The organism is Paenibacillus tuaregi (genome assembly GCF_900086655.1).
GTDB classification, from domain to species: Bacteria; Bacillota; Bacilli; order Paenibacillales; family Paenibacillaceae; genus Fontibacillus; species Fontibacillus tuaregi.
Window position 1 is genome coordinate 565,689 of the sequence record NZ_LT575476.1, and the last position, 12,099, is coordinate 577,787.

At 52.3% G+C, this 12,099-nt stretch carries 10 protein-coding genes; 7 read left to right on the top strand and 3 right to left on the bottom strand.

Annotated elements, in window-relative coordinates; translation table 11 throughout:
- Nucleotides 1-248: 248 nt before the first annotated feature.
- Nucleotides 249-377 carry a hypothetical protein gene (locus tag BN6628_RS26755; RefSeq protein ID WP_262363141.1) on the top strand — a complete coding sequence of 43 codons (129 nt, stop codon included), beginning with the start codon at nt 249-251 and terminating at the stop codon, nt 375-377.
- A gap of 114 nt (nt 378-491) precedes the next feature.
- Here BN6628_RS26755 and BN6628_RS02825 read toward each other — a convergent pair whose 3' ends face one another.
- Nucleotides 492-2,054 (bottom strand): potassium/proton antiporter, encoded by a 1,563-nt coding sequence (locus BN6628_RS02825; RefSeq protein ID WP_068613937.1) that lies wholly within the window; start codon nt 2,052-2,054, stop codon nt 492-494.
- A 215-nt stretch (nt 2,055-2,269) separates the two neighbouring features.
- Here BN6628_RS02825 and BN6628_RS02830 point away from each other — a divergent pair, with 215 nt between their 5' ends.
- The 4 genes from BN6628_RS02830 to BN6628_RS02845 all read left to right on the top strand — a co-directional run bounded on the left by BN6628_RS02830 (nt 2,270) and on the right by BN6628_RS02845 (nt 6,119).
- Nucleotides 2,270-3,781, top strand: coding sequence for an HD-GYP domain-containing protein (locus BN6628_RS02830; protein WP_068613938.1), 1,512 nt, complete (start codon nt 2,270-2,272; stop codon nt 3,779-3,781).
- Between the two features lie 155 nt (nt 3,782-3,936).
- Complete coding sequence (locus BN6628_RS02835) at nt 3,937-4,137, top strand: CsbD family protein (protein WP_068613941.1); 201 nt, start codon at nt 3,937-3,939, stop codon at nt 4,135-4,137.
- Nucleotides 4,138-4,314: 177 nt separating this feature from the next.
- Nucleotides 4,315-5,742, top strand: coding sequence for a sensor histidine kinase (locus BN6628_RS02840; RefSeq protein ID WP_068613944.1), 1,428 nt, complete (start codon nt 4,315-4,317; stop codon nt 5,740-5,742).
- Nucleotides 5,739-6,119 carry a RidA family protein gene (locus BN6628_RS02845; protein ID WP_068613947.1) on the top strand — a complete coding sequence of 127 codons (381 nt, stop codon included), beginning with the start codon at nt 5,739-5,741 and terminating at the stop codon, nt 6,117-6,119. Before BN6628_RS02840 ends, BN6628_RS02845 begins: the two co-directional genes overlap by 4 nt.
- Before the next feature lie 170 nt (nt 6,120-6,289).
- Here BN6628_RS02845 and BN6628_RS02850 read toward each other — a convergent pair whose 3' ends face one another.
- Nucleotides 6,290-7,144 carry an NAD-dependent epimerase/dehydratase family protein gene (locus BN6628_RS02850; protein ID WP_068613949.1) on the bottom strand — a complete coding sequence of 285 codons (855 nt, stop codon included), beginning with the start codon at nt 7,142-7,144 and terminating at the stop codon, nt 6,290-6,292.
- A 309-nt stretch (nt 7,145-7,453) separates the two neighbouring features.
- Nucleotides 7,454-8,212, bottom strand: a complete 759-nt coding sequence (locus tag BN6628_RS02855) for a tryptophan-rich sensory protein (RefSeq protein ID WP_068613952.1) — start codon at nt 8,210-8,212, stop codon at nt 7,454-7,456.
- 273 nt (nt 8,213-8,485) lie between these two features.
- Here BN6628_RS02855 and BN6628_RS02860 point away from each other — a divergent pair, with 273 nt between their 5' ends.
- Both BN6628_RS02860 and BN6628_RS26270 read left to right on the top strand, forming a co-directional pair.
- Complete coding sequence (locus BN6628_RS02860; RefSeq protein ID WP_068613955.1) at nt 8,486-11,596, top strand: DEAD/DEAH box helicase; 3,111 nt, start codon at nt 8,486-8,488, stop codon at nt 11,594-11,596.
- Between the two features lie 210 nt (nt 11,597-11,806).
- On the top strand, nt 11,807-12,099 hold a 293-nt coding region (locus BN6628_RS26270; protein WP_162272648.1), incomplete at its 3' end, for a hypothetical protein.

The following is a 12,099-nucleotide window of genomic DNA, read 5'->3' on the forward strand; positions in this document are numbered from 1 at the left end:
ATTACTCCAAAATTCTTACTCTTAGGGTTAGTTCAAATAGGAATTTCTACCAGGTTATAAGGAGAGTTATCATCTTTCTGAGGAACTACATATATGAGGATTTGCAACTCAAATATATATTATACGTCAATTGAATGTAAAACGCAAGCTCACTTATGAAAAGCGGCTTTTTAGGTTAGAAATAGACTAGGATGTTTATTTAATCATACGGTGTTTTTTAGCTGTCGTGGAAACTTGGAAAGGGGAGAATGATGGTGTTCAATATGACAGAAGACGAGCTGTATACCATTGCGTTCTATATTCTGTTGGCGGTAGGTATCCTTGCACTTGGCGGTTGGCTGTTGTGGCTGAATAAGAAAGCCAAGAGTAAAAGATAAGTTGATCGGGGTGATAATTCCCCATAAAGATAGAGATATTTTCTCAGCGTAATTAAAATAAGCCCACCCCCGGGGATTTTCCCCTAGGACGGGCTTATTTGCTTTCAGAGAGTATTAATCGGTATCCCCGGGGTCGGGAGGCATAGGCGGGCTGTTATCCACCTTGCCTGGCTCGGGGTGGCCCGGAATCAGCTCAGGCTCTGGTGTCGCAGGTGCCAGCGGCATTTCGCGGAACCGGAAGACCTTCTTGATGCGCTCTCTGTCTGCCTTTGGACCGAGAATATAGAGGGTGTCCCCCTCCTGGATTACAGTATTTCCTGTAGGAGTAACAATATCTTCGCCGCGGATAACTGCGGTGACGAGAACATTGGGTGGAAGATTCAAATTACGGATTTCCTCCCCTACGCTGACCATGCCTGCGTGAACATGGATATGGTTGATCTCGGATTTGGTTTTGCCAAGCGAAACAAGCTCCAGAAGTGAATGAGACTGCTCGCTCCGTTCATCGACAAGCCCGAGCTTCACCGCAAAGGGGGTTATGGTTGCACCTTGGATCAAGGCGGAGGTCAGAATGACAAAGAACACTACGTTAAAAAACATCCGGCCATCGGGCAGGCCGCTGATCAGGGGATAGGTCGCCAGTACAATCGGTACGGCGCCCCGAAGTCCCGCCCAGGACAGAACAAGCTTCTCCTTGAAGCTGAACTTGGTTAGAAGTGTGCTTGCGAACACGCCTACTGGACGGGCGATGAACATCAGAATGAGGGAAAGTGCGAGTCCGTGGAGCATAATCGCAGGGAGCTCTCCCGGAAATACCAGCAGCCCGAGGAGGGTGAACATGGTGATTTGCATAATCCAACCGAAGCCTTTGTTGAATTGAAGAATAGACTGGCGGTAGGTTAAATCACTGTTCCCAAGCACCAGAGCCATGACGTAGACAGCGAGAAGTCCGCTGCCGTGCAGGGCTGAGGTCAATCCGTATGTCAACACGGCAAAAGCAATAGCCATAACCGGATACAATCCGGACGAGTCAAAGTTGATTCTGTTAATAACTTTAACGGAAATCCAGCCCAGGAGCAGGCCGAAGAGAAGTCCGAGCCCCATCTCCATGACGAACGAAAAGACGAGTCGGAGAAGATTGTGCCCCTCCGGATGCTGAATCCACTCGATCAATGTGACGGTCAAGAAGACGGCCATCGGGTCATTGCTGCCGGACTCGGCCTCTAGTGTGGAAGTGAGCCGCTCCTTGATGTTCTTGCCACCCAGGACAGAGAATACTGCGGCGGCATCCGTCGAGCCGACAATTGCCCCGAACAGGAGACCGTCTGCAAGAGGCACATTCAAAATAAGCATGGCACTGACGCCGATGATTGCTGTTGTGAAGAGCACGCCGACCGTTGCCAGCGACAGGGCGGCTGGAAGGATTGGCCGGATCGTAATGAATTTGGTCTGCATGCCGCCCTCGAACAAGATGACAATCAGGGCGAAGGTGCCGACGAGCTGGGTAATAAAGGCATTGTCGAAATAGAGGAAGTTGCTAAGGATCATCCCCGCGGCAATGAAGAAGACCAGAGCGGGCAAGCCGAAGCGGCTTGAGAATTTGGTGGCAAATACGCCGATCAACAATAGGCTGGCCAGCAGGATGATGATTGAGCTGGTTAAGGCAGTGAGTTCCATGGCCACCTCCTAAAATGTGTTGCCTCGTGATTTAGTTTACTTAATTCCTACTAAATTTATTAGACCATCTCCCCACCTCTTGAACCAGCCGGATTCTGGCCAGGGGATCAGGGAGGGCACGAATGAATAAGTCAAATGCTGCTGTCAATTTGTTGGTAGAATATGCCGATAATGACTTAGTAGTCCTTTGAGATGAGAAAGGAGCGGCGAAAGTCTTGACGATATACAGAACGTTCATTTCACGTCTGATGCTCAATTATTTTATTGGATCTGTTACGGCTGTCGCTGGAGTTGGCGGTCTGATAATCTTTACTACGCTGGAGATTTCCCCAAGAGAGTACCTTTGGTTGGTTATTGTTCTGGGGATTTCCTTATGTTCCATGGTCAGCTTGGAATGGACGTCCTTCTCCAGGCACATCCGGCCGATCAAACATGTGTTTCATCAGGATGTCGCTAGCCACAATGAGCTGCAGCAGGTGTATATCCGCCTTCATCAGCTTCCTTCCCTGGCAGTCAAAAGAATACTGGGGCCGCATTTTTTCGGATTAACTGTACCAGCGGTACTGCTAACCTTGTGGCTGATTCATACCAGAGTGCTCTCGTTTCCACAGGGTTTTCTTGTCCTTGCTGTTCTGGGTGCGCTCTTGGTGGCGGCGATGCACGCGATGATCGAATTTTTCCTAACCTCCTATGCCATAAGACCAGTGCTGGAGGAGCTTCAACGGAGAAGTATAGGTAAATTCGGCAAGGAGTTGTCGCTTGGCGGGCAAGTGCTTATCTCGATCAAGCAGAAGTTCCGTTGGGGCGCATTTCTGATTGGCGCTTTCCCCTTGCTGCTGTATGGACTTGCCGTACAGCTCAGGATCGGCAATCTGGATGGGGCTGGGGGAGAGTATTGGAGATGGGCAGGATATATTTTGATCGTGTCGTTAGGCTTCGCCTTTTTTGGGGCCTGGCTGCTGACAAGGGATGTGGAAATTCCTATCCAGCACTTGTATGAGCGTATGGCTGAAGTGAAGGAAGGCAACTTAAATACGCATGCAAGCGAAATGTTCTCGGATGAGTTCTCCAAGCTGGTGTCCGGCTTCAATCACATGCTCAGCGGGATTAAAGAGCAGTCGGCGCTGAACAACCAGCTGATCGAGAGTTATTTTGCAACGCTGGCGGCTGCATTGGATGCGAGAGACCCCTACACGGCGGGCCATTCTCTACGGGTTGCGGACTATGCGGTGCAGATTGGAGTGCTTGCAGGTCTGTCTGCGGAGAAGCTGGATGCGCTGCGTAAATCGGCTCTGCTGCACGACATTGGCAAGATTGGGACCCGGGATTCAGTTCTGCTGAAGGAAGGGCGTCTGACCGAGGAGGAATTCGACCAGATCAAGCAGCACCCCGCTATGGGAGAGAGCATTCTACGGCAGATCGAACCCGCCGATGCCATGGCACCGTTCCTTCCCGGAGTTAGATCCCATCATGAACGGTATGACGGGAAAGGTTATCCTGACCAGCTTAAGGGGGAGGAAATTCCGTTGTTTGGACGGATTATTGCTGTGGCGGACGCTTTCGACGCGATGACCTCCAATCGTCCCTACCGGAGAGGGCTGGACGTGGAGAAGGCCATTCAGATCCTTGAAGAGGGCCGGGGAACCCAGTGGGACCCTTATTATTCCGGTTTGTTTGTGGAGGACTATCGAAACAGGCAGAAAGGCAAAACTGAATATGCGGGTTAATGAACAGGGCTCATGAATGGGGCCCTTTTCTCATGTTGACCCAGCAAGTCAAGGATTCACAGCTACGCTGCGAGGGTAATAAGTACATAGATTTTTCATCTCTAAGATAAGGCCGCGAGCTAGATAAACAATAGATGATTAAGGAGTTGATTAAGATGGATAGCAGCGTATTTAAGGGTAAATGGAACCAACTTAAGGGTGAAGTCAAAATCCAGTGGGGCAAGCTGACCGATGACGATCTGGACAAAATTGAAGGCGAGAAGGACAAATTGGTCGGGAAGCTTCAGGAGCGGTACGGCCACACCAAGGACGCGGCAGAGCGCGAGTTCCACGAATGGGCCCGGGGACGCGAGTAATAAGGGCAAAAGTTGCATAGCCTGAACGGAAGACGCAGACCATCTAGGTCTGCGTCTTTATCTGGCGCTGTAAGCTATCTCTAACTCTTATCTTCGTGCTATGATAGACAGGAAATGACAGCATATTCCCAGCTATAATATTCTAACTTTGAAGGTTTTACCAACAGGAGTGAGCAAATGGGCTTTAGGGACATGTTCCTGATGAATTTGGGGATGTTGATTAGCGTAGCGTACCTAGCCAATATCGCGTATAAGTATTTATTTAATCGGACCTCAAGCAAAGTTAAATATGTCTCTTCGGTAGTTCTCATGATCCTAGCTGGCTGGATCTGTATGCGGTTCGGATTTCGGTTAAGCGACAATGTAATATTCGATCTCCGGTTTGTGCCTCTGCTGATATCAACCGTTGTATACTCACAGCCCTGGACAATTATGATTATCGGGATAGGAATCGGCCTGGTCCGGCTCACCTTCGGGGTGAATGAGGCGGCACTAGCAGGGCTTTATAATCTTGCGCTGCTGGGTGTCATTTGCGCGGGGCTTAATATATGGATGCGGCGGAGTACGGTTCGACTGGTGGTTAAAGCTACAATTACGATTCTGGTAGTGAACATATTCAATACAGTGAATGTGAGTATTTTTGGCGTTATTCCTTTTAAAAAGTACATGCTGGAATTAGCGCCGCTGCTCTTTCCGCTTGGGGTCATTCTCAGTGCCTTGTTCGCCGTAATGCTGAGGGACTTTCAGTTGGAGCAAAAGCGAAAGTTGGAATTGGAGTATACCAATGATCTATTGAAGAAGCAGACAGAAGAGCTGCAAAGAACCAAGATTAAGCTGGAAGAGCGGGCCAATCAGCTGCTGATGGCCTCTCAATACAAGTCTGAATTTCTTGCTAATATGTCCCATGAGCTGCGTACACCCTTGAACAGTATTCTGAATCTCGCCCAAATTATTAAGGAATCCGAACCTGCGCATGAGGAAGACGAGAATCCCTCCTATGGCGCTATTATCCATAAGTCAGGCGAAGAGCTGCTGCAGCTGATTAATGATATTCTTGATTTATCCAAAGTAGAGGCGGGGCGTCTTGAGATCGTGATCGATGAGGTCAGCATCCGTGAAATTGCCGAGGTGATGGAGCTGCAATTTCAGCATCTTGCGCAGCAGAAGGGGCTGGATTTCGAAATCCGGTTTGATCAAGACCTTCCGGAGTCGATTCAATCGGACTCTCTGCGTTTGCAGCAGGTTCTGCGGAATCTGATCGCTAACGCGTTTAAATTTACAGAGGCGGGTAAAGTTAAGCTGGAGATCCGCAAGGAGCGGGGAAATGGTCAGGACCCGGGACAGTGGATTGTATTCGCGGTGACCGATACCGGAATTGGAATTCCGGAGGACAAGCATTCCCTCGTTTTTGAAGCCTTCCAGCAGTCTGACGGGTCAATCAGCCGTAAGTACGGAGGGACGGGACTCGGTCTGTCCATCAGCCGTGATCTGGCGGCACTGCTCGGAGGTTGCATCCGGCTGCAGAGCAAGCAGGGAGTTGGAAGCACATTTTCACTGTATTTACCCGTTAATTATGAAGCAGAGAGGGAAGGGAGATTTCCATGAACAAACAATCGGTATCCACTACAAATGCGCCGGGCGCCATCGGCCCGTATTCTCAGGCGGTTGAGGTCGGAGACTTCATTTACACTTCAGGGCAGCTTGGTCTTGATCCGGCGAGCGGGGAGCTTGCCGAAGGGGTTGAGAGACAGACTGTGCAATCCCTGCGCAATGTCCAGGCGATCCTGGAAGCGGCGGGAACCGGAATGGACAAAGTAATTAAAACGACAGTGTTTCTTAAGGACCTCGGTGATTTCGTTAAAGTTAATGAAATCTACAGTTCCTTCTTCACAGAGCCTTATCCGGCGCGCAGCGCGGTTGAGGTAGCCCGTCTGCCCAAGGATGGACTGGTTGAAATTGAGGTTATTGCACTCAAGAAATAAGCTCAGGAAGACAATAAGACAGCCCGAAGATCCGGGCTGTCTTATTTAAATTGGATGGAAGCTTCAGGCTTATGCCTGGGTCAAAGAACCTAAAACCTAAAACCTAAAACCTAAAACCTAAAACCTAAAACCTATCTCCTTGCCTGTGGCTGGTGATTTTATCTACTACCTCATTTAAGGTTCTCTGCGAATCCGGAGCGCCAGCTTGGATATATTGGCTGCCACCCGTAGTGCTGCCGGGCTTTGGTATTCAGAGCTCCCCGTTCCCCGCGGGGGCTTCCGGGTTCATAGGTGGGGGCCGGAGCGCCTAGAAGATCAGCATAGACTGGCAGCCATTCGCGGCTGGATGCAGGCTCATCGTCAACAATATTGACGGCTCCCGGGGGCCAATCCAGCGCAAGCACGGCAGCCCGTGCAGCATCTTCGACGTGGACAAAGGAAGTAATCCCGTCTTGGGCAGGAATCTGGCCGAGGCGGACTTGCTCCGCCATCCATTCATTCTGCTCAAACCAAGTGCCTGGTCCATAGAACATGCCGTATCTGAGAATGACTGATTCCGGCATCCTGGACACTTCCTCTTCCAAGGCTGCTACCCCCTGGATGGTTCCCTGTCTTGGCAGGGGAGCATCTAGATCGAGTGGAACTTCTTCAGCGGCAGGCGAAGGACCCGGTTCATAGGCCCAGGCAATGCTCTGGGCAATCATTTTACGGGTTCCTGCCTTGAGGGCTGCATCCACAAGGTTCCGCGTGCCTTCGATCCTGATCCGTGAGTTCGCCGCGAAATCACGGTTCCCCAGTGAGGTAAGCTGATGAATTACACAATCGGGCCGGGCTCTAAGGACCTCCGTCTCAAGCTGCTCCCGGTCGAATACATCAGCCACCACGGGCTGTGCCCCCAGCTGCCGGATCGTGTCAACGTGCCCGGGGCTTCGGGTCATCCCCACGACGTCATGTCCGGCCTGGACAAGGGCGGGCACCATCAACCGTCCGATCGCTCCGGCTGCACCAGCTACAAATATACGCATAACAACTACCTCCGCTTCCTTAGGAAAATTCAGAAACTTATGAAATTCCCATTATATATAAAACGAACTTTAAAAATTAACCTCTCTGAGCTTCGATCCCGAGTGATTCTGAAGAAGCGGAGCGTCCGCCTTTGTCTCCGAAATGCCCCTGCTTTGATATATTGCTCAAGCATTTCGGAGACAACAGCGGTCTTAAAGAACACTCGGCATCGCAGCGTCCCATAAGGGTAACCTTCATAAGTTCATTTTATATACATAAAGACAAGATAGGGGAAGGATTTGTGACGGTATCCGCGTACAGGAATGTAGTTAATCCCGTTCCCGTGCCCGAATGAACAGAAGCCATATCGCATATACAAAGAGGATAAGGGACAGTGTGCCTGCGGTCAGGTACACATTGCTCGTATCCTGCTGTTTAATGGCAATGGCAATGTAAGCCCAGACGAAGACCAGCGGGAGCATGCCATCCCGGGGCCGGTAGCTGAGAATGACAGCCAGAATTGCTCCGACAGCCAGCATAATAATGGCACGTTGTGGGCTGGATAGGCCAAAGCCATTCCATTCGTTTTTTGAGAGAACAACCATGATATTGACCAAGGTAGCAACACTGATCCAACCGAGGTAAATGCTAAACGGAAGCCGGACGAACCAGGTCTCTCCCGGTGTAGGGAACGTAATGGAGCGGGTTCGACGGTAAATGATAAACAAGCTGAAGAATAGACCCAACATGGCAATTAGAGACCATTCTATGTACAGATTGTGCCATAATATAATCCAGGCCATATTAAAAAAACATGACACCGCAAACCATATGCCTATAGCCCGGATGGAGTCGCGTATCTCATACGTGCGCTTCGCCTGATAGAATATGAACCCGGCAAGAAGAAGATAGATGACAGACCAGATGACAAAGGCGTACCCAGCTGGAGTGATCGGAGTAGGATACATATCTGAGATATCCCCGGTGGTGTGGCCACCAAGAGGAAGCGTCTCGGCAAGGAAATTCACAGCAAGAACGCCTATGAAGAGCAGGATGTTCCACCATTTGTACTGATTTCTTGTATACATGAAGGGTCCTCCTGTTAAATGGTTACTATAATGAATATACCCAAGTAGGGAAGAAGCACACGCCGGGATGCTTTTGTTCCGTAAGATCGTGTAGGATTTGCTCTTGTCCCCTCTTCAGATTCATATGCGGGGCTTCACCCGGCAAGACGGATTTCATGGACAATTTTTACAAGAGGAGTGGTCAGGATCATTTTTAAAACTATGGTTTTTCGTATAATATGTTAGTAATGCAGGTGTATCGGTTATGCAATCGTGAACAGACAGGAGAAAGCAATGAATCAACCTCTGTATGGAATTTGGCTCGGTGATATATTCTTCTGCTTCTCGGGAGAGGCATCGGAATCAAGGGTGGATGCGTGGACAGCTTCGCTAAGAAGGCTGGAGCTGTCCTATGGGGCGCGTCCATTCCAGCATGCCGCACTGCGGCTTGCCGAATTGCGGTGGCCCGCGCCTGCCCTTCGCGGTGCTGTACGCCGGGGAGAGCGGAAAGGGCTGTTCGGTAGAACGCTGGAGGGTCTTGCGTTATCGCCGGAAGAGGCTTGGCCGATGCTGCTGAACTATGAGGAGGCCGAGTTGATAGCCAAAGGCGTAACTCCAGGCGCCGAGATGAACTATTGGAGCGGTGCAGCGAAATTCGCGCTGGAGCTCATGCTCCGCGGCGCTATCGCTCCGTCGGCGAGACCAGCGGCGGTTCCTGGGGCACGGAGACGGGGAACCCAGTCTGCACTGCGGGCCGTATGGACCCCTTGTCTTGATGATGCAAGGGACGAGGAACGCTTCAGGCTGCTGGCTGGCGCAATGCCGCCTATCGGGCTGACCCCAGTCCAGCATGGGCCTCAAGATGAAGAGTTCTCCGCTGAGGGCCGGCAAATTCAGGTGCTGTACTCGTTTCTTACCGCTTTTATCGATTATGAGACCCGCCAAGGGACCAAAGAGCTTGGCAAACAGCTGAATGCGGTCAAGGGTAAATACCGCAGAGGGGTCTCTCCACTGACAGAGTTATGGTGGGAAGGACTGCTGAGCGGCGACCGGGCTGTGGACATTCAGGGCACTGCACCGGAAATCGAGCAGCTGACTGGCGGGATCATTGAGGTAGGCGGCGAGCTGCCGAGCGCTTCGGCCGAAGACGAGCCCGCCCCGGGAGGCGGGTTCCGGCTCTGCCTAAGGCTGGAGCCGCCTCATGAGCAAGCTGCAGCGGACAGCTCCAGCTCCCCGGGCGAATGGAAGCTCTCCTTCTGGGCGGAAGTGCCAGAGGATGCTTCCTTGCTGCTCCCTGCCGCATTGATCTGGAATCAGCCTGATCATGAAATGGTTATTCGCGGGAGAACGTACAGCGGGGTGCAGGAGAACCTGCTGATCAGACTGGCTAAAGCCGCAGAAGTGTCTCCCGAAATTACAGGAGCCATGCAAGCCCCACGTCCGGATTGCGCCCGGCTTCGTCCGGAAGAAGTATATTCGTTCCTGAGCAAGTCCGTACCGCTGCTCCGCAAACAGGGAGTAACCGTACAGATGCCATCCCGGTGGACTAAGGAGGGCCGGCGGAGAGCGGGAGTACGGTTGAAGACCGCAGGCTGGGACCCTGCTGAGGCAGGGAGCACAGAGAAGCCGCAGCTTGGGGTGGAGCAGGTGGTCCACTTCGAGCTGGAGGCGGTGCTGAACGGACATAAGCTGACTCCTGAGGAGTTAGCGGAGCTGGCTTCTTCCCGGGCCCCGCTGGTTCTGTTCCGCGGTGAATGGATCGAGATCGACGTGAAGGAGATCAAGCAGGTTCTCCGTTATATGAAGAAGAATGAACAGGGAGCCATGACCTTCAAAGAGCTTATGCACTTGGCCAACGACGGGCCTAAGGAAGGGCGGTACGAGGGGTTATATGTGGAAGAGGTCGAGACGACCGGCCTGCTGGCCGCCTTGATGGAAGGCGGGATTCTGAAAACTCTTAAGACCCGTCCAGTGCCCCCTTCTCTAAAAGGAACCCTTCGTCCTTATCAGGAGAGAGGTTACCAGTGGCTCACCACAATGAAATCACTGGGGTTCGGCGCCCTGCTGGCCGACGACATGGGTCTGGGTAAGACGGTTCAGGTCATCACCACCCTTCTCAGCGATCATGTGGAGGGAACCAGGCTTATCATATGCCCAACTTCGCTGCTGGGGAACTGGCAGCGGGAGCTGCGCAGGTTCGCGCCCCAGCTTAGCTTATACATTCATCACGGGACGGGCAGGCTTCATGGCGAACCGTTCCAAAATGCCTGCCGGGAGCACGATGTTGTGCTGACGACCTATCATCTTGCCGGAAGGGATGCCAAGGAGCTGCGGGAGACGCAGTGGGAATCGATTATCCTGGATGAAGCCCAATATATTAAAAACTTCAGCACCAAGCAGGCCCAAAGTGTGATGAAGCTCAGCGCGCCCCACCGGATCGCCATGACGGGCACGCCGGTGGAGAACAGGCTTAGCGAGCTGTGGTCGATTTTTCAATTTCTGAACCCTGGATATCTCGGAACCTATGCTTCATTCCGCAGACAGTACACGGGGGGTGGGGAGGAGCAGGCAGTCGAACTGCTGCGGCTTAGAAAGCTTGTGGCTCCTTTCCTCCTGCGCCGTCTCAAGAGTGATCCGGATATCCGCAAGGATCTTCCGGAGAAAATCGAGATCAAGTCTTACTGCCCGCTGACCGTGGAACAGGCCAATCTGTACCGGGCGGTAACCGAAGATTTGATGACCCGGATTCAGGAGAGCACCGGCATCGCCCGCAAAGGGCTGGTGCTGTCTTCGCTGACCCGGCTCAAGCAGATCTGTGATCATCCCCGTCTGGTGGGTCCCGCTGGAACGGGCGCCGCCTCGGTACGGTCCGGCAAGCTGGAACGCTTGCTGGAACTGCTGGATATTATCCGGGAGAATGGTGAAGCGGCGCTGATATTCACCCAGTATGTGCAGATGGGTGAATTGCTGGTGAAGCAGTTGACTGATCAATACGGAACAGCCCCATTCTTCCTGCATGGCGGGGTAGCCAAGAACGAACGGGATCATATGGTGAGCATGTTCCAAGAGGGCAAGGGGTCTCCCGTCTTCATTCTTTCCTTGAAGGCTGGAGGTGTTGGGCTGAATCTTACCCGCGCCAACCATGTGATCCATTTCGACCGGTGGTGGAACCCGGCTGTCGAGAACCAGGCAACAGACCGGGTGTTCCGGATCGGGCAGGAGAAGAATGTGGAAGTCCATAAATTAATCTGCCAAGGGACGCTGGAAGAGCGGATTGATGAACTGATCGAGAGGAAAAAGTCGCTTTCAGAGCAGGTTGTGGGTTCTGGCGAACAGTGGCTGACCGAGATGACAAGCGAGGAGCTGCAGAGCCTGATTACACTGCAGGCCGGAGACTGGGGTTAACAACGGCTGGATTCCAGGGCTTTGGCTGAGTGAGTTGCCGTGGGCGGAAAGAAGCTGGTAATGAAACCAGCAAGTGTCCAGTAGGAGACTAGCAAGAAATTCGCTAAGAAACCTGTCTACCTGGCCGAAACTGGCTTATGTACTTAACACCGGATGAGATTATAACTTGGCATACAGCCAGAGTCCGTTGACCGGAAGGAGGGGGTTCTGATGAAGAAGGCGTTACAGCAGGAAGATCGGGTAGAAGCTTCAGAAGGCGAGCTCCGCGTGACATTTCCGACTGAGGAGCAGCGGGAGAATAAGAAGGCGGCGGCTTCCAAAGGTCAAGAGCCATGCAGGGTTACACTGCCGCTGGAGGCTTCGGGAGCTGATCTGGAGGAGACGCTTGTGAACTATTTCAGCTCGCATCCACTGGAGCTGGCTGCCCTGCTTCAGGGAGGCGAGCCCTCCCTTGCGTCGGACCTGCTGCCGCCCGAGCCGCCTTGGGCGCAGGGCCGCGCTCC

Coding starts and splice junctions, on each gene's coding strand:
- BN6628_RS02840 (WP_068613944.1), top strand. CDS start 4,315: ATGGGCTTTAGGGACATGTTCCTGATGAATTTGGGGATGTTGATTAGC.
- BN6628_RS26755 (WP_262363141.1), top strand. CDS start 249: ATGATGGTGTTCAATATGACAGAAGACGAGCTGTATACCATTGCGTTC.
- BN6628_RS02860 (WP_068613955.1), top strand. CDS start 8,486: ATGAATCAACCTCTGTATGGAATTTGGCTCGGTGATATATTCTTCTGC.
- BN6628_RS02825 (WP_068613937.1), bottom strand. CDS start 2,054: ATGGAACTCACTGCCTTAACCAGCTCAATCATCATCCTGCTGGCCAGC.
- BN6628_RS02850 (WP_068613949.1), bottom strand. CDS start 7,144: ATGCGTATATTTGTAGCTGGTGCAGCCGGAGCGATCGGACGGTTGATG.
- BN6628_RS02855 (WP_068613952.1), bottom strand. CDS start 8,212: ATGTATACAAGAAATCAGTACAAATGGTGGAACATCCTGCTCTTCATA.
- BN6628_RS02845 (WP_068613947.1), top strand. CDS start 5,739: ATGAACAAACAATCGGTATCCACTACAAATGCGCCGGGCGCCATCGGC.
- BN6628_RS02835 (WP_068613941.1), top strand. CDS start 3,937: ATGGATAGCAGCGTATTTAAGGGTAAATGGAACCAACTTAAGGGTGAA.